Source organism: Defluviimonas sp. SAOS-178_SWC, from assembly GCF_039830135.1.
Lineage (GTDB): Bacteria > Pseudomonadota > Alphaproteobacteria > Rhodobacterales > Rhodobacteraceae > Albidovulum.
The window spans coordinates 2,857,505-2,881,428 of sequence record NZ_CP156081.1 but is presented as its reverse complement, the minus strand read 5'-3'; the positions used below and the strand labels follow the sequence as shown (position 1 = coordinate 2,881,428).

26 protein-coding genes and 1 other RNA gene are annotated in these 23,924 nt (G+C 67.1%); 14 read left to right on the top strand and 13 right to left on the bottom strand.

Features of this window, described 5'->3' with window-relative positions; translation table 11 throughout:
- Positions 1-7: 7 nt before the first annotated feature.
- Both dtd and V5734_RS14855 read right to left on the bottom strand, forming a co-directional pair.
- Complete coding sequence (gene dtd, locus V5734_RS14860) at positions 8-445, bottom strand: D-aminoacyl-tRNA deacylase (RefSeq protein WP_347310421.1); 438 nt, start codon at positions 443-445, stop codon at positions 8-10.
- Positions 445-1,371, bottom strand: coding sequence for a carbohydrate kinase family protein (locus V5734_RS14855; protein ID WP_347310420.1), 927 nt, complete (start codon positions 1,369-1,371; stop codon positions 445-447). The genes dtd and V5734_RS14855 overlap by 1 nt, the downstream gene beginning before the upstream one ends.
- 283 nt (positions 1,372-1,654) lie before the next feature.
- Here V5734_RS14855 and V5734_RS14850 point away from each other — a divergent pair, with 283 nt between their 5' ends.
- Complete coding sequence (locus tag V5734_RS14850; protein WP_347313643.1) at positions 1,655-1,942, top strand: Hsp20/alpha crystallin family protein; 288 nt, start codon at positions 1,655-1,657, stop codon at positions 1,940-1,942.
- A 63-nt stretch (positions 1,943-2,005) separates the two neighbouring features.
- Here the strand turns inward: V5734_RS14850 and V5734_RS14845 are convergent, their stop codons facing one another.
- The 6 genes from V5734_RS14845 to V5734_RS14820 form a co-directional block, all read right to left on the bottom strand.
- On the bottom strand, positions 2,006-3,157 hold the full coding sequence (locus V5734_RS14845) for a TFIIB-type zinc finger domain-containing protein (RefSeq protein WP_347310419.1): 1,152 nt from the start codon (positions 3,155-3,157) through the stop codon (positions 2,006-2,008).
- Between the two features lie 10 nt (positions 3,158-3,167).
- Complete coding sequence (locus V5734_RS14840) at positions 3,168-4,280, bottom strand: SPFH domain-containing protein (RefSeq protein WP_347310418.1); 1,113 nt, start codon at positions 4,278-4,280, stop codon at positions 3,168-3,170.
- Positions 4,281-4,298: 18 nt separating this feature from the next.
- A complete protein-coding gene (locus V5734_RS14835) occupies positions 4,299-5,255 on the bottom strand; it encodes a DUF2927 domain-containing protein (protein WP_347310417.1) in 957 nt (318 codons plus the stop codon).
- 4 nt (positions 5,256-5,259) lie between these two features.
- Positions 5,260-6,441, bottom strand: coding sequence for a toxic anion resistance protein (locus V5734_RS14830; RefSeq protein ID WP_347310416.1), 1,182 nt, complete (start codon positions 6,439-6,441; stop codon positions 5,260-5,262).
- A gap of 1 nt (position 6,442) precedes the next feature.
- A complete protein-coding gene (locus V5734_RS14825) occupies positions 6,443-7,330 on the bottom strand; it encodes a 5-bromo-4-chloroindolyl phosphate hydrolysis family protein (protein ID WP_347310415.1) in 888 nt (295 codons plus the stop codon).
- 213 nt (positions 7,331-7,543) lie between these two features.
- Entirely contained in the window at positions 7,544-8,983 is a 1,440-nt protein-coding gene (locus V5734_RS14820; RefSeq protein WP_347310414.1) for a pseudouridine synthase, read from the bottom strand.
- Between the two features lie 98 nt (positions 8,984-9,081).
- Between V5734_RS14820 and V5734_RS14815 the strand changes: the two genes are divergently transcribed.
- Positions 9,082-9,537 (top strand): nucleoside deaminase, encoded by a 456-nt coding sequence (locus V5734_RS14815; protein ID WP_347310413.1) that lies wholly within the window; start codon positions 9,082-9,084, stop codon positions 9,535-9,537.
- A 472-nt stretch (positions 9,538-10,009) separates the two neighbouring features.
- Positions 10,010-10,216, top strand: coding sequence for a hypothetical protein (locus V5734_RS14810; RefSeq protein WP_347310412.1), 207 nt, complete (start codon positions 10,010-10,012; stop codon positions 10,214-10,216).
- A gap of 45 nt (positions 10,217-10,261) precedes the next feature.
- Here V5734_RS14810 and V5734_RS14805 read toward each other — a convergent pair whose 3' ends face one another.
- Positions 10,262-10,954: a metal-dependent hydrolase gene (locus V5734_RS14805; RefSeq protein WP_347310411.1), complete on the bottom strand. Its 693-nt coding sequence runs from the start codon at positions 10,952-10,954 to the stop codon at positions 10,262-10,264.
- Positions 10,955-11,160: 206 nt separating this feature from the next.
- Between V5734_RS14805 and gatC the strand changes: the two genes are divergently transcribed.
- The 7 genes from gatC to rpmG all read left to right on the top strand — a co-directional run bounded on the left by gatC (position 11,161) and on the right by rpmG (position 16,067).
- Positions 11,161-11,448 carry an Asp-tRNA(Asn)/Glu-tRNA(Gln) amidotransferase subunit GatC gene (gene gatC / locus V5734_RS14800; RefSeq protein ID WP_347310410.1) on the top strand — a complete coding sequence of 96 codons (288 nt, stop codon included), beginning with the start codon at positions 11,161-11,163 and terminating at the stop codon, positions 11,446-11,448.
- A complete protein-coding gene (gene gatA / locus V5734_RS14795) occupies positions 11,445-12,932 on the top strand; it encodes an Asp-tRNA(Asn)/Glu-tRNA(Gln) amidotransferase subunit GatA (protein WP_347310409.1) in 1,488 nt (495 codons plus the stop codon). Before gatC ends, gatA begins: the two co-directional genes overlap by 4 nt.
- 35 nt (positions 12,933-12,967) lie before the next feature.
- Positions 12,968-13,762 (top strand): hypothetical protein, encoded by a 795-nt coding sequence (locus tag V5734_RS14790; RefSeq protein WP_347310408.1) that lies wholly within the window; start codon positions 12,968-12,970, stop codon positions 13,760-13,762.
- 4 nt (positions 13,763-13,766) lie between these two features.
- Positions 13,767-14,441 (top strand): N-acetylmuramoyl-L-alanine amidase, encoded by a 675-nt coding sequence (locus V5734_RS14785; protein ID WP_347310407.1) that lies wholly within the window; start codon positions 13,767-13,769, stop codon positions 14,439-14,441.
- Between the two features lie 12 nt (positions 14,442-14,453).
- Positions 14,454-14,857: RNase P RNA component class A (gene rnpB, locus V5734_RS14780), an RNA gene on the top strand.
- Between the two features lie 137 nt (positions 14,858-14,994).
- On the top strand, positions 14,995-15,693 hold the full coding sequence (locus V5734_RS14775) for a tellurite resistance TerB family protein (protein WP_347310406.1): 699 nt from the start codon (positions 14,995-14,997) through the stop codon (positions 15,691-15,693).
- A gap of 206 nt (positions 15,694-15,899) precedes the next feature.
- The gene (rpmG, locus tag V5734_RS14770; protein WP_017928995.1) at positions 15,900-16,067 is read left to right on the top strand and encodes a 50S ribosomal protein L33; all 168 of its coding nucleotides are present in this window, start codon (positions 15,900-15,902) and stop codon (positions 16,065-16,067) included.
- A 222-nt stretch (positions 16,068-16,289) separates the two neighbouring features.
- Here rpmG and V5734_RS14765 read toward each other — a convergent pair whose 3' ends face one another.
- Entirely contained in the window at positions 16,290-17,069 is a 780-nt protein-coding gene (locus V5734_RS14765) for a Bax inhibitor-1/YccA family protein (protein WP_347310405.1), read from the bottom strand.
- A gap of 113 nt (positions 17,070-17,182) precedes the next feature.
- Positions 17,183-17,386, bottom strand: a complete 204-nt coding sequence (locus V5734_RS14760) for a DUF1127 domain-containing protein (protein ID WP_347310404.1) — start codon at positions 17,384-17,386, stop codon at positions 17,183-17,185.
- Positions 17,387-17,508: 122 nt separating this feature from the next.
- Here V5734_RS14760 and V5734_RS14755 point away from each other — a divergent pair, with 122 nt between their 5' ends.
- Positions 17,509-18,444 (top strand): LysR family transcriptional regulator, encoded by a 936-nt coding sequence (locus V5734_RS14755; protein WP_347310403.1) that lies wholly within the window; start codon positions 17,509-17,511, stop codon positions 18,442-18,444.
- On the opposite strand, the gene V5734_RS14750 is transcribed toward V5734_RS14755, so the two are convergent.
- The gene (locus tag V5734_RS14750; RefSeq protein WP_347310402.1) at positions 18,397-19,356 is read right to left on the bottom strand and encodes an NADPH:quinone oxidoreductase family protein; all 960 of its coding nucleotides are present in this window, start codon (positions 19,354-19,356) and stop codon (positions 18,397-18,399) included. The two genes, V5734_RS14755 and V5734_RS14750, sit on opposite strands and share 48 nt — an antisense overlap.
- A gap of 324 nt (positions 19,357-19,680) precedes the next feature.
- Between V5734_RS14750 and V5734_RS14745 the strand changes: the two genes are divergently transcribed.
- The 3 genes from V5734_RS14745 (at position 19,681) to V5734_RS14735 (ending at position 22,391) form a co-directional block, all read left to right on the top strand.
- Entirely contained in the window at positions 19,681-20,043 is a 363-nt protein-coding gene (locus V5734_RS14745; protein ID WP_347310401.1) for a helix-turn-helix domain-containing protein, read from the top strand.
- A gap of 58 nt (positions 20,044-20,101) precedes the next feature.
- On the top strand, positions 20,102-20,902 hold the full coding sequence (gene hisN / locus V5734_RS14740; protein ID WP_347310400.1) for a histidinol-phosphatase: 801 nt from the start codon (positions 20,102-20,104) through the stop codon (positions 20,900-20,902).
- A gap of 151 nt (positions 20,903-21,053) precedes the next feature.
- The gene (locus V5734_RS14735; protein ID WP_347310399.1) at positions 21,054-22,391 is read left to right on the top strand and encodes an 8-oxoguanine deaminase; all 1,338 of its coding nucleotides are present in this window, start codon (positions 21,054-21,056) and stop codon (positions 22,389-22,391) included.
- Between the two features lie 155 nt (positions 22,392-22,546).
- Here V5734_RS14735 and guaD read toward each other — a convergent pair whose 3' ends face one another.
- Positions 22,547-23,839 (bottom strand): guanine deaminase, encoded by a 1,293-nt coding sequence (gene guaD / locus V5734_RS14730; RefSeq protein ID WP_347310398.1) that lies wholly within the window; start codon positions 23,837-23,839, stop codon positions 22,547-22,549.
- Positions 23,840-23,924 lie beyond the last annotated feature (85 nt).

Here is a 23,924-nt window from a genome sequence, read left to right as displayed (position 1 = left end):
CCCCAAGTCACACGTCGAGCCAGATCGTCACCGGCCCCTGATTGACGAGCGCCACGTCCATATCGGCGCCGAACTCCCCATTCTCGACCTGGATGCCCAGCGCCCGCAGATCGTCCGAAAAGCGCATGTAGAGCCGTTCGCCCTCCTCGGGCGGTGCGGCGGTCGAAAAGCCCGGCCGGTTCCCGCGCGACGTGTCGGCGGCAAGGGTGAACTGGCTGACGACAAGCGCCGCGCCGCCGGTATCGAGGATCGAGCGGTTCATCTTGTCATCGGCATCGCGGAAGATGCGGAGCTTCGCGATCTTCTGGGCAAGCTGCGCCGCTTTCGCGTCGGTATCCCCCGCCATCGCGCAGACGAGGATCATCAACCCCTCGCCGATCTCGCCCGTGACCCGCCCGGCGACCGTGACCTTCGCTTGCCGGACCCGTTGCACCAGCGCCCGCATCAGGCAATCTCCTCCGCCCAGGGCGGATTGGCACCGGCGCGCGACACGGTGATGGCCGCCGCGCGGGTGCCGAGGGTGAGGGCGGCCCGCAACGCCTCTTCGGAGGGCGCCGCGACACCTGCCCTCGTCAGAAGGCCGGCCTTGTGTAGGGCCGCGAGAACGCCCGCGTTGAACGTATCGCCGGCGCCTACGGTATCGACGACGTCGACCTTGCGGGCGGGCACGAAGACGGAATGCGCCGCCGTGAAGGCATGCGCGCCGGCCGCGCCTTCGGTCACGAAGACGATCTTCGGCCCTTTCGCGAGGATGGCGCTGGCCCCGGCGGCGATGCCGTGGCTGCCTTCGAGCCAGCGCAGATCCTCGTCCGACAGCTTGACGATGTCGGCAAGGCCGATCATCCGCGCGATCCGCGCCCTGTAGGCGGCCTCGTCCGAGATGAAGGAGGGGCGGATATTGGGGTCGATCATCATCACCCGGCCCGATCCCGCCTCGCGCTCCATCAGCGCCTCGTAGGTGGCGCCACCCGGCTCCACCATGAGGCTGATGCCGCCGAAGAAGAGGGCCTCAACGGTGCCGGGCAGGGCCGGAAGATCGTCCGGTGTGATCATCCGCCCGGCGGTGTTCTCGTCGTAGAAGGCGTAGCTCGCCTGCCCGTCGGTGAGCTTGACGAAGGCCATCGTAGTCGGCCGCGCCGAGCGGATCGTCAGGGCGGTGTCGACGCCCGACGCATCGAGCGCGGCGATCAGCACCTCGCCGAAAAGGTCGGTCGAGATGCCGGAGAGAAACCCGGAAGGCGCGCCGAGCCGCCCGAGCGCGATCGCGGTATTGAAGACCGCGCCACCGGCATAGGGCGCGAAGGCGTCCTCGCCATCCGCGCTCTGCCTCGGCAGCATGTCGATCAGCGCTTCGCCGCAGCTCAGGATCATCGGTCGGCCCTTCATGTTAGCGTAAACGGCATTCCCTTACCCGAGCCTCGTCGTCGTCGCAACGATCAAGAGCCTTGACGCGCGTCAACGCGGCAGGGCCCCAAGGATGGCATGGTCCGCCCGTTCCCTCAAATAGCATGGAACTGGAGATTCCAATGGTAGAGAAACCCCCGCCAGCACGTTCTGGCCGTCGTTCTACGAGCCTTTCCGCAACTTCGGCACCCGTCTCAGCGAATGGCTCGCCCCGGCCTCGGAGGCCTCCTCGGACGGCAAGGCCTACCGCATCGCCATCGAGCTTCCGGGCGTCGAAGAGAAGGACATCGATGTGACTGTCGATGAAGGTATGGTCACGGTGAGGGGCGAGAAAAAGGAGGAGCGCGAGGAGAAGGGCGACACCTGGTATTTCAGCGAGCGTCAGTATGGCAGCTTCAGCCGCAGTTTCCGGCTGCCCGCGGATGCCGATCAGAGCAAGATCAGCGCAGACCTCAAGGACGGGGTTCTGACGCTGACCGTCGCCCGGGCCGCCCCGGAAGTCGCGAAGTCCCGGAAGGTGCCGATCGGCAAGAGCTGATCCGGCAACGCGCACTGCGGGCCGACCCGGACATGCGCTCCGGGTTCGGCGCGGCCCGCCGGCTCAATAGCTCTGCAGGTCGATATATCCCTGTTGGTCGGCATATTGCAGGAGGAAGAACGCCACGATCGCGAGGATAAGTCCAAGGATCACCGCGATGGCGATCTTGGCCGGCGACCAGGGCCGCTCGCCCTTGACCTTCCCGGTCTGTCCGTTGACGACGAACCGGTAGCTCTTGCCCCGGTATCGGTAGGCGGCGCTCCAGACCGGGAGCAGGATGTGCTTGAAGGTCACGTCCGAAACCCTTGTCTCGATGGACTGAATCTCCTGCCGGTCGCCGCCGATGTCGAAACGCACGTCGCGTTCGATCATGCGGTCCATCTGGGCGCGGGCATTCGACATGCCGTCTTCGAGGCTGACCGTGTAGCCTTCGGCCCGAAACCCGGCGAGGAATTCCGGTCGGTAGGGTTCCAGCCGCGAAAGATCCCACGGCAGAAGCGCCTCGGTGTAGCCCTGAGGCAGCGACCGCGAGGCGAGCACCAGCACATCGTCGAAAAACCGCGCGACGCGGCCCGCGACCGGCGTCCAGCGGATCTTCGGGACCTGGCGCCTTTCCGTGCGGACCCCGCCTTTCGGATCGCGGACGCGGACCTGTTCGGTCACGTAATAGACGGTGCCGCGCAGGCCCCGATAGGCGGAGGCGGTGTCGGCGTCGAAGGTCCAGTACGGCACGTAGATGCCCTGCATCGCGCGGCCCTTGCGGGCATAGTCCGCCAGACCCGAAGGCGCGAGCCACAAGGAGCCGAGCCAGTTCGTCATCGCCTTCCGCGCCTCGGGCTCGGTCAGGACGAACGGGGCGAGGCCTTTCGGCTTGATGTGCCGTCCCTCGCCGGTATCGGCGACGACCGGCGTGGCGCAGAACGGACATTCGGCGGCGTGGACGGCGGGGTCGAATTCCACCTCGGCGCCGCAATTGGGGCATTTCGAGTAGCGCGCGACCTCGATCTCGCTATCGGGAAGTGCAGCCTCGACACCCCGGCGGAAATCGGTTTCGGGGATCGGCTGGTGGGTGCGCCCCGAGGCGCTGACCGGCTCCTCGTGCCCGCAATGATCGCAGATCAGCCGGCCCTCTCCGGGCGCGAAGCGCAAGTCGGCGCCGCATTGCGGGCAGGGGAAGCGGTGTTCCTCCGCCGGAGCTTGGGTCGGGGCCTGCATGGCGTGTGGCTCAGCCGGCCGGTGGCGGCGGAGGCGGCATCACGGTGAACAGCTGCGCCAGTTCGTCGATGTCGCCGGCGGGCTTCCACCCGTCCTGACCCGGCGCCCAGACCAGCGTCTCGCGGGTGAAGCTGCCATCGGTGACGAGTCGCCCGAGATGCCCGCGGCCATAAGGACCGTCAACGGTGCCCGACCGCGCGAGATGCCAGACCTTTTCGACCGGTGGCGGCGGGGGCGGGGGTGGTACCGCCGACGGGGCCGCCTGTGGCGCCGCCCCCCAGGGCCCAATCTGCGCGCCCATCGCCATGCCGATCCCGGCGCCGACGCCGGCGCCCATCGTGGCCCCGGCCGTGCCTTCGCCCCGGCCCATCGCCTCGGCGGCGGAATACTGCATGTAGCGATTCAGGTCGCCGACGATCCCCATCGAGGTCCGCTTGTCGAGCGCCGCTTCAACGGCGTCTGGCAAGCTGATGTTTTCGATGTAGAATTCCGGAATCTCCAGCCCATAGGCCGCGATGGCGGGCGTGATCGCCTTGGCGACGATCTTGCCAAGGTCGGCGGTGTTCGCCGCCATGTCGAGGACCGGGATCCCGGACGAGGCGATGACCCGCGAAAACTCCTGCACGATGATGTTGCGGATCTGGAAGCTGATCTCATCAGCAGTGAATTCTCCATCCGTGCCAACGATTTGAGAGAGAAACTTCGCCGGGTCGGAAACCCGCATGACGTAAGTCCCGTAGGCCCTGAGGCGCACCGGCCCGAATTCCGGGTCACGGGCGATGATCGGGTTCTTGGTGCCCCATTTCTGATCGGTGAAGCGCGTCGTGTTGACGAAATAGATCTCGGACTTGAACGGCGACTGGAAGCCGTGATCCCAATGCTGGAGCGTCGTCAGGATCGGCATGTTGTTGGTCTCCAGAAGGTAGAGACCGGGAGAGAAGACATCGGCGATCTGCCCCTCGTGCACGAAGACCGCTGCCTGACCCTCGCGCACCGTCAGCTTGGCGCCGTACTTGATCGCGTGGCCCTCGCGCTCGAACCGCCAGACCATGGTGTCGCGGGTGTCGTCCACCCAGTGAATGACGTCGATGAACTCGCCCGTCAGAAAATCGAGAATACCCATATCAACCTCCTGTTTCGGTCAGCTCTCGCCGCCCGCCAACTCTGCCGCCATCACCTCGACGATCGGGCGCGCCTCATTCAGCGTCATGCCGGGCCGGAGCCGCGGATCGTAGAGCATCTTCAGCATCATCTCGTCCTGCCGTGTCAGCAGCGCGAATTCTTCGTTGTCGTTGAAGATCGAGGGGCGCGCACGGGGGTAATCGGCCACGAGGCCGAGGCTTTGCGCCAGTTCCTCGTGGATGCAGGCCAGGCGCATCCGCTCGGGCAACTCCCCCCGGATCACGGTGATCGCGCGGGTATAGGTCGCCGTTCGGCCGGGGGTGAAGGAAAAGACGGTGCAGTACGTCTCCGGCGCCATATCCGTCACCGAGCGGATCGCCGCCGCGCCGGTTGCGGGCGCGAGGGCCGCGATGCGGGCGGCGGCGGTCTTGCGTTCGTCGGAATTGAGGATCAACACCGAGTGATTGGGGCGCCAGCCGCTCATCCGCATCGGCAGGCCGGTGAGCGAGGAGAGCCGCATGACATAGGCCGCGATCTCGGCCCGGTCGCGGGCGCGCTGATCGGCGGGGATGGAGGAGCCGAATTCGACGTCGAGCCGGATCGGCTCCTGCCAGCGGTGCAGGCGGTTCTCCACCGACTGCTGGATGAGTTGCCCGTCGCGTTCGGCGAATTCGTCGTAGAAGGCGATCCGGATGAAGTTCTCGGCCAGATCCCGCGCGGTGAACGGCGTGTCGCTGCCGCCGCCATCGGCCCGCAGAAGGTCCTGGGCGAAGTAATTGGCTTCGACCCTGGCATAATAATCCCGCGCCGCGCGGGTCGCGGCAGAGGGTTCGGTCACGACCGGCTCCGGCGGCGCCACGTCGCGGGGGAACTGACTGGCGGACCCCGATCCGAAGCCCGCCGTCGTGTCGCAGCCGGCCAGTGCCGCCAGCAGGACGGGGATAAGGAAAAGCCGGGGGAGAAGGCTGGCGCGCATGATCTCAGACGCTGGTCCCGAGGTTGGCGCCCGTGCCGGTCGCCCGTGCCCTGGCGGCGGCGAGCGTATCGCGCAGGTCGGCCTCCATCTTCTTCAGGTCGGCCTCGGCCGCGGCGCGCTTGCGCTTGCCCTCGTCGGCGATGCGCAGGCTGTCTTCGATGGTGCCGATCAGCTCGGCATTGGCGGCCTTCACCGCCTCGATGTCGAATACGCCACGCTCCATCTCGGTTCGAACGATTTCATTGGCTTGGCGAAGGTTCTTCGCGTTCGCGGTCAGAAGCTCGTTGGTCAGGTCGTTGGCCTCGCGAACCGCGCCGGCCGCCTCGGCTGACCGCTGGATCGTCACGGCCTGCGCAAGCTGGGTTTCCCAAAGCGGCACGGTGTTGACCAGCGTCGAATTGATCTTGGTCACAAGGCTCTTGTCGTTTTCCTGCACCAGCCGGATCGAGGGCAACGACTGCATCGTCACCTGCCTTGTGAGCTTGAGGTCATGCACCCGCCGCTCCAGATCGTCGCGGGCGGATCGCAGGTCGCGCAGCTCCTGCGCCGCCATCACCTTGTCGGCCTCGGGCGCCTTCTCGACGGCGGCTTCCTTCGCCGGAATCCCGGTCGCATCCAGGTCCGCGATCTTCGCCTCGCCCGCCGCGATGTAAAGCGCGAGTTCGTCGTAGAAGTTCAGCGTCTTCTCATAAAGCACGTCGAGGGATTTGATATCCTTCAGCAATTTATGCTCGTGCGTCAGCAGGTCGCCGGTAATCTTGTCGATCTGGCCCTGCACGCTTTCGAACCGCGCAAGGAACTTTGCGAAGGGCGCGGTGCGCCCCAGAAGCCGTTCCCACCAGGAGAGTTTCCGCCGCACATCGAGTTCGGAGACCGAAAACCCCCGGATCGTCGTCACGATATCGCGCAAGCTGTCGCCCGCCGGGCCCACATCCTTGTTGCGCACGTCGGCGAGCATCGCCTGGCTGATCTGCTGCAACTCTCCCTGCGCGGCCGAGCCGAAATTCACGATGGATCCGGTATCCGTCATGTCGAGTTCGGCGATGCGTTTGCGGATCTCGGCGGCAAGCGGTTTCGGCGCGTCCTGCAGGGGAACGACCTCGCTCGCCGGTTCGGGCAGGATCACGGCCGTCACTTCCTCGACGGCGGCAAGGGCCTTGGCAGCGTCTTCGCGGATATTGGACATATTACTCTCCACTCTTCGGGGGATAGGGGTCCAGCCGCACGCCCTCGCGCTTCAGCCGATCGCGCAGGACGCCGATCTCGATGTCGAGGTCGCTGCGGTTGTCGGTCAGAAGGGCGGTCGTGCGTTGGGCGAAATTGGTCTCGAGATCGTCGAGAAGCGCCTCGTAGTCCGCCCTTGCGCCGGCATCGCGGGTCTTGGTCCAGAGGTCCGCAAACTTGATCGTCGCATCGCGCGCGCCCATCAGGTAGACGCCAAGATAGCGCCGAGCGGCGGTGAGGTCGCGGGGATCCTCCTCGACCGTGCGGAAGAGCGTGCGTGCGGTGATGGCGAAACGGTCGACGCGGGCGGTGATCTGGCGGTCGCCGGCACGGTCGGCGGCGGCGCGCATCTCTTTCAGGTAGGCCTCGCCCTCGGCGACGATGCGGCCGACGCGGTCCTGCTGGAATGTGTCGATCCCCTCCATGCCCTTGTCGCGCGTCGGGTCGGGACCGAAGGCATAAAGATGCAGGGCCGCCCCGGTCAGCCCGAGAAGAAGTGCGGCCATCTCGCCCCCCGATGCTGCGCCGATCCCAAGGCCGAGCGCGGTCAGGATCGACCCGATCATCTTGCGCGGCAGCGCCGGACGCCGCGCGGTACTGCGGGCGGCATAGGCTTCGGCGGCGCGAATGCCTTCACGCGTCAGCCAGGCGGCGAGCACCAGAACGGCGAAGGCGGCGAGGTTGCGGGTCAGTCCGGCGGGGTCCTGAAAGAACGCCTTGACCGCGAAGGGCAGGGCAACGAGGAAGAGCCAGCCGGTGCGCTTTTCGGCGCGGCTCGCCCCCTGCGGTCGCGGGGCCGGGTCCGCGCCGGACGGGGAGGGGCTGTATTTGCCGCTGAAGCGCTCGGCCATCATCCGCCCCCGGTGAGGGCGACATAAAGCGTCAGCGCCAGCAACAGATTGAAGGCGATACGCTGCAACCCGGATTCCGTCATCCGTACCCCCTACGGCCACGATCCGCAGACTGGCACGGCGCGCGGGAATGGCCAAGCCCCGAGAGGGGGCATCCTCCCGTCGAACGGCGGGATTTCGCGGTTTACGCGACGTGAGGCGCCGGTTCCGCGGTCACTTCTTCGGGCCGGGTCCACCCCGGCGCGGACCGCCGGATGGACGGTCGCCGCCCTTGCGCGGGCCGCCGGGGCCGGATCTGGATGGCGACGGCTTGCCTGCGAAGGGCTTGCCGCCAGAGCCGCCCTTGCCCCGCGGCCCGCCCCGGTCCTGCCGCCCCGCGTCACCGTCGCGCGGGGGACGCGGCTTTTGCGGGCGCTCGCCGCGCGGCGCGGTGGCGTCCTCACGCGGCGGCCGGGCCTTGTAGGGCCTGTCGCCCTTGCCGCGCGCCGGCGCGTCGTCGCCGCGTGGAGACCGCTGTTTGTAAGGCCGGTTGCCGGTTAGCGAGTCACCGTCGCGTGGGGGACGCGGCTTGAAGGGGCGTTCGCCCCTCTCTTGCGCAGGTGCATCGCCGTCCCGAACCTGGCGGGGTTTGAACGGGCGATCGCCGTCGCGCGGGGGGCGCGCCTTGCGTGGCCGGTCGCTTTCCGTCCGGTCGCCGGGCCCGCCGGCAGCCGCTGCCGCGCGCGGTCGGAACGGCTTGCCGCCCTCCCGGGGCTTGCGGTCGTCCGTCGGGCGGTCCCCGCGCGGTTTGAACGCCTTGCGGTCGCGTGGTGCGTCGGAGCCCTCGCGCGGGGCGCGCGGTTTGGCGGGCTTGCCGTCGCGCGTCATGCGCGGCTTGCGATCCCCGTCGCGGCGGGCCGCCGGTTTGTCATCGTCCTGCGCGGGACGGTCGCCAAGCTGGTCGCGCAGCACCTTCTGCTTCACCTCGACCACGTCGCCCGGTTTCATCGTGTTGAGCCGGAAGGGGCCGTAGCTGACCCGGATCAGCCGGTTCACGATCAGCCCGACCTCGGCCATCGCCCGGCGGACCTCGCGGTTCTTGCCCTCGCGCAGCCCGACCGTCAGCCAGGCGTTGGCGCCCTTCTGCACATCGAGCGTGACCTCCATCGGCTGGAACTCCTCGCCCTCGATGATCACGCCGCGCCGCAGGGGGTCGAAGGTCGCGTCGTTCGGGCGGCCGTTGACCCGGACCCGGTACTTCCTGAGCCAGCCGGTCGACGGCAGTTCCAGCCGCCGCTTCAGCGCGCCGTCATTGGTCAGAAGAAGCAGCCCTTCGGAATTGAGGTCGAGCCGGCCGACGCTCATCACCCGCGGCATGTCGGCGGGCATGGTGTCGAAGACGGTCTGGCGGCCCTTTTCGTCCTTGGCCGAGGTCACGAGGCCGAGGGGCTTGTAGTAAAGCCAGAGCCGCGCCGGCTGCGGGGCGTCGATGGGCTTGCCGTCCAGCGTCACCTTGTCGGACGGCAGGACGTCGAGAGCGGGGCTTTTCACCGTCACGCCGTTCACCGCCACCCGGCCCTCTACGATCATCTTCTCGGCGTCGCGGCGCGAGGCGACGCCCGCGCGGGCCATCACCTTGGCGATGCGGTCGCCGCCTGTCTTCTCTTCCGCCATCTTCGGCCCCCGGGACTGATCTGAAGCGAGGCTCATACCGTCAAACGCGCCGGGGGGGAAGCGCTTGCGTGCGGGCGCGGGCCGGGGCATCAGGAGGCATGAGCGGATTTCAAAGCCATATGGCTCTGGCGCTGGAAGAGGCGCGGGCGGCGGGGAAGCGGGGCGAGGTGCCGGTGGGCGCGGTCGTCGTGGCGCCGGATGGCGGTATCGTCGCCCGGGCCGGCAACCGGACGCGGGAGCTCAACGATCCGACCGCGCATGCCGAGATCCTCGCCTTGCGGGCCGCGTGCGGGACTGCGGGGTCAGAGCGGCTGCCGGGCCATGATCTCTATGTCACGCTCGAACCCTGCCCGATGTGCGCTGCGGCGATCTCCTTCGCGCGGATCGGTCGCCTTTATTACGGCGCCGAGGATCCGAAATCCGGTGGGGTTGCGCATGGCGCGCGGGTGTTTTCCCATCCGCAATGCCATCACGTTCCGGAGGTCTATGACGGGATCGGCGCGCGGGAATCGGCGGAGCTGCTTGCCGCGTTCTTTCGCGACCGGCGGGGGTAAACCGCGCCGGGCCCGTGCCGCACCCGACCGGCTGACGGTAAAATCCCGGACAAGTCCGCCGCCTTGGCTCTTCGATCATCACCCCGATTGTGTCCCTTGCGACACGTACAATCCGCTCTGAGCGATGGGTACAATCTAGTGCTTTGTACCAGCGCATTCCGGTGTATGTTTCGCCCGTCGCAGCACCAGAAGAAGGAGGCGTCAGATGAACAGATATGATCTCGTCGTACTCCGCCGTGGTGTTGGCGTCATCGAAGGACTGACCGCATGGCGCGGCACGGGCACCGGCATCAACTGCTGATCCCGACCCGGCCGCGATAGCGCCGGGCCCCTTCCACCCAGACCACCCCAACCGCCGTTTCCAGATGCCGGGAAAAGTGTCTTCCGGTCTTTGGAGCCCCGTCCCCAATTCGACCATGAGGAGCCTGCGCGCCGAATAGGCGGCCGGCTGTGTGAGATGATGAATGCACAAGTGAGTCCCGAAATCCCGCAACCCGCGATCGCCCTGCAGGCGCTCGTGGCCGAGCATGGGCTTGTCCGCGTGGCATTGGCCCTTGCGGCGCTGATCGCCCGGCGGCGTCCGCCGCCCCGGCGGTACGACGCCGACCTCTCTGACCGCATCCGCCGGGATATCGGCCTTGTGCCGCGGCCGGAGAGCCGGAAATACTGGGATCTGTAAGCCCGGGCGGGCAGGGGAAACCCTGCCCGAACGCCGGCGCGGAGGTCAGATCGTGATCGGTTCGAGGACCTCGGGCTCGATCACGCGAACGCCTGGCAGGCCCGCCTGCAACTCGTCCGCCGACTGCGCGAGGAGCGGGAAGGTCCGGTAGTGGCACGGGATCACGGTCTTGAAATCGAAGAACTTCTTCGCCGCCCAGGCCGCCTGCTTCATGTCCATCGTGAAATGCCCGCCGGCGCAGAGGATGCCGATGTCGGGGGCGAAATATTCGCCCATCCAGCCCATATCGGCCATGATCGCGGTGTCGCCCGTCAGATAGATCGTGTGGCCTTCGCCGGTGATCATGAAGCCCGCCTCGTGGCCGAGATAGATCGGCCCGGTCTTGCCCGCCATCGAGGAGGAGTGGCAGGCGTTGACCATCGTCACCGCCGCGCCGCCGAGATCGACGGTGCCGCCCTTGTTGAAGCCGATGCCCGTGATGCCCTCGGCGGCCTCCCAATGGCTGACGAGGTCATAGATTCCGACGACCGGGATATTCGCGTCCCTGGCGATCCCGACGGCGTCGCCGGTATGGTCGCCGTGCCCGTGCGTGATCAGGATATGGGTGGCGCCGGCGACGGCTTCGGCGCGGCGTTCGGCGGGGAACATCGGATTGCCGGTCAGCCAGGGATCGACAAGGAGCACCGCGCCCTCGATCTCGATGCGAAAGCCGGAATGGCCGAGCCAGGTGATCTTCATGGGGTCCTCCGATGGTTGCCGGGCAGGAAAACAGGCTAGATCGGCGGCAGGGTCGAGGCAACCGGGAAGCGAACGGCTGCGGCAGGGGTGCGCGCCGCGCGGTGGATTCCGTTGCGCGTCTGCTGCGGGCTGGGGCATGGGACCGGCTTGCAGGCCAGGCCCGGCGAAGTTAAACGGGGCGGGAAATCGCGATAACGGGTAGAGCCATGTCCATCGATACCGACACCGCGCGGAAGGTCGCGCATCTGGCGCGGATCGCCGTGAAGGAAGAGGACCTGCCGGCGCTGGCCGGCGAACTCTCCGCCGTGCTCGCATTCATGGAGCAGTTAAACGAGGTGGACGTGGACGGCGTGGAGCCGATGACCTCGGTCACGCCGATGCGGCTGAAGCGCCGGCAGGACGTCGTGACGGACGGCAATATCCAGAAACAGATCCTGTCGAACGCGCCCGACGCGCGGGAAGGGTTCTTCGCGGTTCCGAAGGTGGTCGAATGACTGAACTGAACAAACTGACGATCGCCGCCGCGCGTGACGCGCTCCGCAAGGGCGAGGTGACGTCTGCCGAGCTGACCGAGGCCTGCCTGTCGGCCATCGAGGCGGCGGATGTCCTGAACGCCTTCGTCCACAAGACACCCGAGATCGCCCATGAACGTGCGCTGGCGGCCGACAAGCGGCTGAAGGCGGGCGAGGCGCCGTCGATGTGCGGCATCCCGGTCGGGATCAAGGACCTCTTCTGCACCCGGGGCGTGCCTTCGCAGGCGGCGTCGAACATCCTGAAGAACTTCCGGCCCGAATACGAATCCACCGTCAGCCAGCAACTGGCCGATGCCGGGGCGGTCATGCTCGGCAAGCTCAACATGGACGAGTTCGCCATGGGCTCGTCGAACGAGACCTCGTGCTACGGCAATGTCGTCAACCCCTGGCGGCGCGGCAATGACGAAGCCCCGCTCACGCCCGGCGGATCGTCCGGCGGATCGGCGGCAGCGGTCGCGGCGGATCTCTGCCTCGCGGCGACCGGCACCGATACCGGCGGGTCGATCCGCCAGCCCGCCGCTTTCACCGGCATCACCGGGATCAAGCCGACCTATGGGCGCTGCTCGCGCTGGGGGATCGTGGCCTTCGCCTCCTCCCTCGATCAGGCCGGGCCGATGACCAAGGACGTGCGCGACGCGGCGATCATGCTGGGCGCGATGTGCGGGCACGATCCGAAGGATTCCACCAGCGCCGACATCCCGGTGCCGGATTTCGAAGCGGCGCTGACCGGTGACATTCGCGGCAAGAAGATCGGCATCCCGCGCGAATACCGCATGGACGGGATGCCGGACGAGATTGAAAAGCTTTGGGCCGACGGCACCGCGATGCTGAAGGACGCGGGCGCCGAGATCGAGGACATCTCGCTTCCGCACACGAAATACGCGTTGCCCGCCTATTACGTCGTGGCGCCGGCCGAGGCGTCGTCGAATCTCGCGCGCTATGACGGGGTGCGCTATGGCCACCGGGCGAAACTCGGGCAAGGCGACGGCATCACCGAGATGTACGAAAAGACCCGCGCCGAGGGCTTCGGCCACGAGGTCCAGCGCCGGGTGATGATCGGCACCTATGTGCTCAGCGCCGGGTTCTACGACGCCTATTACAACCGTGCCCGCAAGATCCGCGCCCTGATCAAGAAGGACTTCGAGGACGTCTTCGCGGACGGCATCGACGCGATCCTGACGCCCGCAACCCCGTCCGCCGCCTTCGGGCTGGGCGAGATGGCGAATGCCGATCCGATTGCCATGTATCTCAACGACGTCTTCACCGTGACGGTCAACCTCGCCGGTCTTCCGGGTGTCGCGGTTCCGGCCGGGCTTGACCGTCAGGGGCTGCCCCTGGGGCTTCAGCTTATCGGTCGGCCGTGGGAGGAAGGCGATCTGCTGAATCACGCCTATGTGCTGGAACGCGCGGCAGGATTTGTTTCCAAGCCGTCGAAATGGTGGTAATGGGCCCGTTCAGAATGGGGATCGGGGACATCGCGATGCGACTTCTGTTGCCAGGACTGGCGCTTCTTCTTGTGGCCGGCTGTCAGCCGCCGATACCGGACAGCCGCGTCGGCGGTGTCGGGTTCGAGAGCTATTCCGACTATCAGGCGCGCCGCTATGCAGAAGCGCAAGCGCGCATCGCCGCCCCCTCTCAGGTCGTGCAGGCGCCGGTGCAGAATCCGGTCGTGCCGTTCCCGGCAACGGCCGCGGCGCCCACGGACTCCGCGTACGGCGCCCCGACGGCGTCGGACCTCGCCCAGGCCGGGATCGGGTCCGGGCAGTTCGGCACGACGGGAACCTTGCCTGCGAACATCCCGCCGGCGAATCCTCAAGTAACCGAAGGCACGGCCTACTACCCGCCGTCGGCGACCGATGCCCCGGCCGCTCCGGTCAACCATACCGGCATCTCGGACGAGCAGGATTTCAGCGCCGTCGCCTCGCGCGAGACGATCGAATCCGACAAGGCCCGCATCGCCCAGAACCGGGCGCAATATCAGCAGGTCCAGCCGACCGAACTGCCGCAGCGCACCGACGAGTCGAGCGGGGCCGTCGATCTGGTCCAGTACGCGCTGAGCGCGCCCAACCGGATCGGTGAGGCGGTCTATCCGCGCTCCAAGATCTCGCTGTCGAATTCGCAGAAGGCCTGCGCCCGCTACGCCACACCCGAGGCCGCGCAGCAGGCGTTCCTGAAGTCGGGCGGGCCGAAGCGCGATCCGAAGAACCTCGACCCGGACGGCGACGGCTTCGCCTGCTACTGGGATCCGACCCCGTTCCAGAAGGCGCGCGGCTAGGGCCGTGGCCCCGTCGCAGCTCTCGCCGAATTTCGGGGAGCGGCGCGATGGCGCGCGTCCGAGCCTGATCGTCATCCACTATACCGCGATGCCGACATGCGCGGAGGCACGGGCGCGCCTTTGCGACCCCGAGGCGGAGGTTTCGGCCCACTACCTGATCTCGGAATCGGGTGAGGTCGAGGCACTGGTGCCGGAAGAGGCGCGCGCCTGGCATGCCGGGGCAGGTGGCTGGGGCGCCATCACGGACGTGAATTCCCATTCCATCGGGATCGAGCTTGCCAATCCCGGCGACGCGCCGTTCCCGGAGCCGCAGATGGCCGCGCTTGAAGCGCTACTTCCCGGTATCATGGCGCGCTGGGCGATCTCGCCCGAGCGGGTCATCGGCCATTCCGACATGGCGCCGGAACGCAAGCGCGATCCGGGCCCGCGTTTCGACTGGCGGCGGCTGGCGCTTGGCGGGCTCTCGGTCTGGCCTGACATGCACGGCGACCCAGAGACGGACTTCGCCGCCTCGGCCCGTGCGCTCGGTTACCCCGACGCCGCGCCCGACGCCCGGCTCGCGGCGTTTCGACTGCGGTTCCGACCGGGCGCCTCGGGGCCGGAGGCGGCGGCCGACCGGGCGCTTGCCGCCGAGCTTTCCCGCCGCTTCCCGGTTGACGGCGGCCAGCGGGACACCTAACTCATCGCTTGCGCGGAGGGCCGGATGACCGCGAGGGGTTCGCCCTTCGAGGAAAGTCCGGACTCCATGAAGCAACGGTGCCGGGTAACGCCCGGCCGGGGAAACCCGAGGGAAAGCGCCACAGAGAAGAAACCGCTTCCGCTCCGGCGGCAGCAAGGGTGAAACGGTGGAGTAAGAGCCCACCGCGGACCTGGCGACAGGGACGGCACGGCAAGCCCCACCGGGAGCAATGCCAAATAGGGGCCTCGCGCGGGGGCCGGTCCGGCAACGGAGACCGCCCGCAGGGACGCTTCAGCCCGAGAGGCCCGGGTTGGCAGCTTGATCCCGTCGGCAACGGCGGGGCGAGATGAATGGTCATCCAGCCCCGGATCACGGTCCGGGGTGGACAGAATCCGGCTTACAGGCCCTCCGCGCAGATTATCCACCAAGGCCACGCTAAATGTCCCGCTGCGATGGCTGGACCATCATGCGCGGTTTCGCCGCCCCGCAGATTGGTGGGTGCGCGTCACGGAAGCCGGGTTATGATGGGTTGGGCTGTCAAGGAGTAACCGACATGAGTTTCGTCAAGACACTGGCCACCCTGGCCATCGGGTTCGCCGCCGCGCGCGGGTATGACAAGTACAGGGATGCTGGCGGGATGACCGGCGTGAAGGAGGCGATGAAGAAGGCCGGGGAGCCGGGCGGCGCCGTCGACCAGTGGGGCCAGCAGGCCGAGAAGATGGGCCTTCCGGGTGGCGCGAAGACGGTGCGGGAGATGTACGAGCGCTTCGGGGGCGCGTCGGAGGCGGCCGAGGCGGGCCTCGGCGGGCTCATCGCCTCGATGACCGGGGCGGCCACAGCCGGCGGCAAGATGATGGGCGACATGATGGAGGCGATCTCCGGCGCCTCGCCCGCCTCGGCGATGAACGAGGAGAACGCCAAGCTGATGATCCGCGCCATGATCATGGCCGCCAAGGCCGACGGCGAGATCGACGCGGAGGAGCGGGCGAAGATTCTCGATCATCTCAACGATGCCAGCGATGAGGAGATCGCTTTTGTCCAGGCCGCTCTGGACGAGCCCGGGGACCTCGCGGCCCTTGCCACGGATGCCGGCACGGCGATGCGCGAACAGGTCTACGCGACCTCGCTCATGGCGATCCGGGTCGATACGCCGGCGGAAGAGGCCTACCTCGCCCAGCTCGCGGCCGCGCTCGGGCTCGATGCAGCGACGCGGGCGCGCCTGCACAAGGCCATGGGGCGCCCGACCGCGTGATGTTGACGGGCGTCGGGCGGGCGCACCGCCTTCCGGATGGTGAGGTGCCCCCGCCTCCCCCGCGGCGACCCGATGGGGCCGCCGCCGCGCGGAAATTGATTCCGGTCCTGTCGGTTTGGCTGTTGACTCCGTCCGGCGCGTCGGTAAAAGGCGGGCTTCAAGGATTTCGCGGGCGGCCAGGGTCGTCCGGCTAGTGGAGAACGACAATGGCGAAGCCGACGACGATCAAGATCCGTCTGAACTCGACGGCGGGCACCGGGCACTTCTATGTGACCAAGAAGAATGCCCGCACCATGACCGAGAAGATGGTCGTGCGGAAGTACGATCCGGTCAAGCGCGAGCATGTCGAATACAAGGAAGGCAAGATCAAGTAAGATCTGGCATTTCCGCAAGGATCCAAAGGCCGCGCCGTTGCGCGGCCTTTTCGTTTTGTCCCGCCTTGGATCGGAAGTAGTCAATCGACATATTTTCGCCCCGCCGGCCCAGGAAACGCAGCCATTCCGGTATCGCGGCCTTCGTCGTCCCGCTGAGTTGCGGCTAAGAAAAAAGGGCCGGGGAAATCCCCGGCCCTTCGTCTTTGGTCTGGTCGCCTCGGATCACTCGCGATTGCCCATGAACTGCAGCAGGAACATGAACATGTTGATGAAGTCGAGATAGAGGTTCAGCGCCCCCATGATCGCCGACTTGCCCAGCCATTCCGCATCGCCGTGCTGGGCATGGGCGATGTAGGTGTTCTTGATGTTCTGCGTGTCATACGCGGTGAGACCCGCGAAGATCAGGACGCCAAGCGCCGAAATCGCGAACATGACCGCCGGCGAGCCGAGGAAGATGTTGACGATCGACGCCACCAGAAGCCCGATCACGCCCATGATCAGGAACGAGCCCCAGCCCGAGATGTCCTTCTTGGTCGTGTAGCCCCAGAGCGACAGGCCCGCGAAGGCGATCGCGGTCACGAGGAAGGTCTGCACGATCGACATGCCGGTAAAGACGAGGAAGATCGAGCTGATCGACACGCCCATCGTCACCGCGAAGGCGTAGAAGACGAGCTGGGCCGCCGCCGCCGACATCCGCCCGATCATCGCGCTGAAGGCGAAGACGAAGGCGAGGGGGGCGAACATCACCAGCCATTTCAGCGGCGAGGTGTAGAGTGCGGCGCCGAAGCCGGTCAGGTACTTGTCCGCGCCGATCTGCGCCGCGGCGAGCGTCGGGTCGGTCGTGACCGCGAGGCCCGAAATCGCCCAGGCCGCAGCGGCCGTCAGTAGCATGCCGACGGACATCAGCCCGTAGACCTTGTTCATATGGGCGCGAAGCCCTTCATCGACCGCAAGCGTCCGGGTACCAGCCCGGCCGGCGCGGATCGTTTGATAGTCAGCCATCAAAGCCTCCCGTTACATTTCCTATTCGCGCGGCCCGAAAGCCGCGCGTTCCCAAGGGAATATCGGGAAGCAATTGGAAGAATTCAAGATCTTCAGTCCACTGCCTGGTCGATTCATCTGCGCCAGGTGTTGGGGACGTCCCAGACCGGCCGCGACGCCTCGCGTTCGGCCGCGTCGCGGCTGATTCCGATGTCGTCGAGGATGTGGTCGCTGAGGTCGCGAAGCCTGCGGCGGTGGCGGATATGGGCCATCCGGTGGCGGAGCCGGGCGAGAAGGCCAGGGCGGCTGAGGTGACGGCGGGGAAGGGCGTGTTCCATCTGGTTTCCTGTCTGATCGTGATGTTTCGGGCTGCATCCATCAGGAGGCTTGATTTATATGCGCCCTTGTGATGAATTATGGAAATGAATGATTGTCCGATCTTCCATCACGGATTTTGAACATGCCCCGGAATCTCGACCTCACCGCCCTCCGCGCCCTCGTCGCCGTCAATGATGCCGGCGGCGTCACGCGTGCGGCCGGGCTCTTGAACCTCACGCAGTCGGCCGTCTCGATGCAGATCAAGCGGCTGGAGGAGGGGCTGGGGCTGGAATTCTTTTCGCGCGCGCAGCGCAAGCTGACGCTGACGCCGGAGGGGGAACAGCTTCTCAACTATGCCCGCAAGATGCTGGAGCTGAACGACGAGGCGCTGTCGCGGATGACCGATACCGCGTTCGAGGGCGAGCTTCGCCTCGGTGTGCCGCATGACATCGTCTATCCTCAGATCCCGCGCATCCTGAAGGCGATGGCGGCGGAATATCCGCGGATGCGGATCAATCTCGTTTCCTGCTTCACCTCGAAGCTGAAGGAAGGATTCGCGCGCGGCGATTACGACGTGATCCTGACGACCGAGGCAGCGCCGGGCGAGGGGGGCGAGCGGCTCGCCACCCGCCGTCTGGTCTGGGTCGGCGCGCCGGACGGCAACGCCTGGCAGCAGCGTCCCCTCAGGCTCGCCTTCGTCGAGACCTGTTTCTTCCGGCCCATCGCGCAGGCGGCCCTCAACGGCGCCGGCATCCGCTGGGAGATCGCCGTGGGGGGGGAATCCGAGCAGGTGGCCGATGCGACGGTCGCCGCCGACCTTTCGATCAGCGCGCGGATGGACGGTGCCTTGCCCACCGGCACCGTCGCCATCGACGGCGCGAACGCGCTGCCCGATCTCGGCCATCTCGACATCTGCATGTATCAGGCCGGCGTGCAGAAGGGCGAGGTCGTCAACGCGCTGGTGACGCAATTGCGCTGCGCCTATGGCGACGCGCAATGCTGCCTGAGGGTGATCGCCGGGGATCGCGCCTCAGAGGGTGACGACGACTTTTCCGGTCGACTGACGGCTGCGCAGTAGCTCCAGCGCCTCGCCCGCGCGGGCCAGGGGAAGCCGGTGGGAGACATGCGGGCGCAATCCGCCCTCCGCATACCAGCCGATCAGGGTTTCGAGGCTGCCGGTCAGTATCTCGGGCCGGAATTTCAGGTATCCGCCCCAGTAATGTCCGATGACGGAGATGTTCTTGACCAGAAGGTGGTTGGCGGCGATCTGCGGAACCTTGCCGCTGGCGAAGCCGATGACAACGATGCGGCCGTCGGGATTGGTCGCGCGGAAGGCCGCGTCGAACTGGTCCCCGCCGACCGGATCGTAGACCACTTCGGCGCCGCCAAGCGCCTTGACCTCGGCCCTGAGATCCGCATCCGTGCTGTCGATGAGGTGATCGGCCCCCGCCGCCCGCGCCGCGTCGAGCTTGTCGGCGCCGCGGGCGCAGGCGATGACCCGCGCGCCCATGCGCTTGCCGATCTCTACCGCCGTCAGCCCGACGCCGCCGGCGGCGCCGAGGACGAGGAGCGTCTCTCCGGGCTGAAGCCGCGCCTTGTGGTCGAGGGCGAGGTGGCTCGTGCCGTAGGCGATCTGGAAGGCCGCGGCATGGTCGAAGGGCATCGCATCCGGAATCGGCAGGCAGCGCGCGGCCGGAAAGCAGCCGTACTCGCCCAATCCGCCGGCATTCGCATAGACGACGACGCGGGTTCCGACCGGCGGACCGTCCGTATCCGGGCCGAGCGCATCGACCCAGCCCGCCGGCTCCATGCCGAGCGTCACGGGCGGTTCCGGCCGTTCCTGGTACTTGCCGTCGATCATCAGGAGATCGGCGAAATTCAGGCCGCAGGCGGCGATGCGCACACGCGCCTCACCGGGCCCCGGCTCCGGCATTGGCAGATCGAGGCGTTGCGGCGCCTCGCCGTAGGCGCGAATTCCGAATGCTTCCATGACCGTCTCCCTTTGCGCCAAGCTATCCACACCGGAAGGGCAGGACCAGCCCGGTTCGGGAAAAGCGTGTTGCAAAATGGAAAAATCCTGATCCGCATGATTAGCAAAATGCAATGCAAAATGAGAAGGACTCCGGAGGCGAGCGGAGGAACATGTATTTTCGTATAGGGTGACTGTTTCCCGAATTGCAGGCATTCCTTTGCGTTATCCGCGTGACGTTGAGCGAGTTCCCCCGGTTTAATATTTTCGTGAAAAACTTTGGGGGCATGCCTGTTTGGCACGTAACTTGCTTGATATTCTTATAGCGATAGTATGGAGATGACGATGAAACACCCAGTTGACGTCCATGTTGGCAAGCGCGTACGCCATCGCCGCTGGATGGTGGGCATGACGCAGCAACAGCTCGCCGACAAGGTTGGAATCAAGTTCCAGCAGATCCAGAAATACGAAACCGGCATGAACCGGATCTCTGCCTCCCGGCTCTGGGACATCGCGGATTCGCTGGGCGTTCCGATCAGCTTCTTCTTCGAAGGTCTCGACCAGCGCAGCCCGATCGTCGAGGAGATCGACGGCGATATCCTCGCCGACAAGGAAGCGCTGATGCTCGTCCGCTCCTACTACGCGATTCCCGAGGCGCAGCGCCGTCGGCTCTTCGACCTTGCAAAGGTGCTTTCGGACGCCGCCTGAGGCGCCTTGACCGGACCGGGGCAGGGGGCTACCGCTTGGGCAGCAAGCGAGGTCCCCGATGAGCCCCATTTCCAACGCTGAGCGCGCGGCGCTCATCGCCACCGCACATGCTCTGGCCGACGCCGCGCGCGCGGCGACGCTGGAGCATTTCCGTTCCGACGGGCTGTCCGCCGACAACAAGGTCACGACGCATTTCGATCCGGTGACGATCGCTGACCGCGCGTCGGAAGAGCGAATGCGCGAGATCCTCGCAGAGCGGCGCCCCGACGACGCCATCCTCGGCGAGGAATTCGGGGTCAAGGCGGGAACCTCCGGCCTGACATGGGTTCTCGATCCGATCGACGGGACGCGAAGCTACCTCTCCGGCACGCCGACCTGGGGGGTTTTGATATCCGTCGCCGACGCGTCCGGGCCGGTCTTCGGCCTGATCGACCAGCCCTTCATCGGCGAGCGCTTCTGCGGCGGGTTCGGTGTGGCGGAGGTTGTCGGCCCGATGGGAACGCGACGGCTGAAGGCCCGCGGACCACGGCCCCTGAACGAGGCGATCCTGTTCACCACCTTCCCCGAAGTCGGCACCGAACAGGAGGGCGCGGCCTTCAACCGGTTGAAGGCGCGTGCGAAGCTGACCCGCTACGGGCTCGATTGCTATGCCTATGCGTTGATCGCGGCCGGGCAGATCGACCTCGTGGTCGAGGCCGGGCTGCAAGCCTACGATGTGCAGGCGCCGATTGCGGTGATCGAGGCGGCAGGCGGTATCGTCACCGACTGGGAAGGGCAGCCGGCTCATCAGGGCGGACGCGTCCTCGCCGCGGCGAATGCGGAAATGCATCGCGCGGCCATGGAAGTCCTTAATTCCTGATCCATTCGCAGGCTTCGGGCGAAAGTCCTTTCGGCCCGAACGGCTGGTGCTGGTCCCCGCATTTGCCTAGACTTGCTCTTGCCGGACGAGTCCTTCCCCCTTCTGTCGCCGGCCGTTCCCGTAGCGCCGAAGGGGTGGCAGGAGGGAACACATGTCCGAAATCCTCATCCGGGGCGCCGAGCGCGTTGTGACGATGAACGCCGACCGTGCCGAGGTCGCGGGCGCCGATGTGCTGATCCGGGGCGGCGTCATCGCCGGGGTGGGGCCGGGATTGCAGACCACCGGCGAGGTCGTCGAGGCCAGGGGCTGTGTGGTGACACCCGGCCTCGTCAACACCCATCACCACCTCTACCAGACCCTCACGCGGGCGGTGCCGGGCGGACAGGATGCGCTGCTCTTCGGCTGGCTGAAGACGCTCTATCCGATCTGGGCCCGGTTCGGGCCCGAGGAGATGCGGGTCTCGGCGCTGGTCGGGCTGGCGGAGCTGGCGCTTTCGGGCTGCACGCTGACCTCGGACCACCTCTACCTCTACCCGAACGGGGCGCGGCTTGACGACACGATCGACGCGGCGCGCGAGATCGGGCTGCGCTTCCATCCGACGCGCGGGGCGATGTCCATCGGCGAGAGCGCGGGCGGGCTGCCACCCGACGCGCTGGTGGAGGCGGAGCCGGCGATCCTGAAGGACATGGAGCGCGTCGCCGACGCCTTCCACGATCCTTCGGACGGCGCGATGGTCCGGGTCGGTTTTGCCCCGTGTTCGCCTTTTTCGGTGAGCCGCGACCTGATGCGCGAGGCGGCGATTCTCGCCCGCGACAAGGGGGTGATGTTGCACACCCACCTGGCGGAGAACGACGAGGATATCGCCTATTCCCTCGAAAAATTCGGCTGCCGTCCCGGCCAGTATGCCGAAGATCTCGGCTGGACCGGCGACGATGTCTGGCACGCCCATTGCGTGAAGCTCGACAGGGCGGAGATCGACCTCTTCGCCCGCTCGCGGACCGGGATCGCCCATTGCCCCTGCTCGAACTGCCGTCTCGGCTCCGGCATCGCGCCGGTACGCCGGATGCGCGATGCCGGCGTCAAGGTCGGGCTTGGCGTTGACGGTTCGGCCTCGAACGACGCCGGCAACATTGTCGCCGAGGCGCGGCAGGCGATGCTCCTGCAACGCGTGGCGAACGGTGCCGATGCGATGAGCGCCCGCGAGGCGCTGGAGATCGCGACGCTTGGCGGCGCGCGGGTGCTGGGGCGGCGCGATTGCGGATCGCTGGAGCCTGGCAAACGGGCAGACATCGCAATCTGGGACGTCTCGGGGATCGAGGCGGCGGGCGCCTGGGACCCGGTCGCGGCCCTCATCCTGTGCGGGCCGACGCGGGTGCGGGATCTGTTCGTCGAGGGCCGGCCGGTCGTGCGCGACGGTCAGGTCACGACGCTGGATCTGGGGCGCGCGATCGCCGACCAGTCTCGGCTGGCCCGCCGGCTCATGGCGTAGGCCGGGGGCTTTCCGCCCCCGGACCCCCGAAGGTATTTCGGGCAAGATGAAACGAGAAGGAGGGTACGGAAGACGGGCATCGGCCCGGGGCAGCGGAGCCGCGCCCCGGCGCGGCGACCCCGTGAAGGAATGGCGCCGGAGGCGCCGCAGCTGGATCAGGCCGTCTTCGGAAGTGGGCGGCCGGCAATCCAGACCGACCTGATCGCCCGGTCGTCGCCCATCATGATCGTCGGGAAGAGCGCTTCCCAGATATCGCCCGCGCGCGCCGCGCGCTGGGCGATGGCGGGGGTGGAGGCGAGGTCGATAACGACGAGGTCCGCCTCCATTCCCGGCGCGAGGTTGCCGATCCGGTCGTCGGCGCGCAAGGCGCGGGCGGCCCCTTCGGTGGCGAGCCACCAGAGTTCCGCAGGGTGCAGGGCCCGGTGACGGAGCTGCGCGATCTCGTAGGCCGCCGCCATCGTGCGGAGCATCGAGAAGCTCGACCCGCCGCCGGTATCGGTGGCGAGCCCGATCCGGTGGCCGGAGGCGGAAAGACCGTCCATGTCGAAGAGCCCCGAGCCGATGAAGGTATTCGAGGTCGGGCAGTGGATGAGGCTCGCATCGACCTCGCGCAGCCGGTCGCGCTCGCGCGGTTCGAGATGGATCGCGTGGCCGTAAAGCCCGCCCGGGCCGAGAAGGCCGTGCGCCTCGTAGGTGTCGAGATAGTCGCGCGCCGAAGGGTAGAGCGATTTCACCCAGGCGATCTCGTCGGTCTGTTCGGAGAGGTGCGTCTGCATGAGGCAGGACGGATTTTCGGCCCAGAGCGCGCCGAGGGCCGACAGCTGTTCCGGCGTCGAGGTCGGCGAGAAGCGTGGCGTGATGACATAGGACAGCCGGTCCACGCCATGCCATTTCTGCAGGAGCCGGCGGCTGTCGTCATGGGCCGATTGCGGCGTGTCGCGGAGCCCGTCGGGGGCGTTCCGGTCCATGCAGGTCTTGCCGGCATAGGCGCGAAGGCCCCGCCGCTGCGCCTCGGTGAAAAAGGCATCGACGCTTTCGGGATGGATCGTGCAATAGGAGCAGACGGTCGTCGTCCCCATCGACAGCGTCAGGTCGAAGTAGCGGGCGGCGATCCCGGCCGCATGGGCCGGGTCGGAAAACCGCATCTCTTCGGGGAAGGTATAGGCGTTCAGCCAGTCGATGAGCCGCTTGCCCCAGCTCGCGATGATCGCGGTCTGCGGGTAGTGGGCATGGGCGTCGACGAAGCCGGCCGAGATCAGTGCGTCGCCGTAATCGGTCACGCGCGCGTCCGGATGGGCCCGGCGAAGGTCGTCCGCCTCACCCACCGCCGCGATCTTTCCACCCTCGATCAATAGGCCGCCGCGCGCCGAATGGCGGGCGGCCGCGATCCCCTCGGTCATCGGGTTTCCGCTGAAGCTCAAGGTCTGGCCGATGAGCAGGTCGGTCATGGTCGCGCGCCTTCATGTTCCTGTTGCGCGGCCAGTCTAAGCCCATGCGGGGCGCAGGGAAATCCGTCCTTTGCCCCTGTTTCTT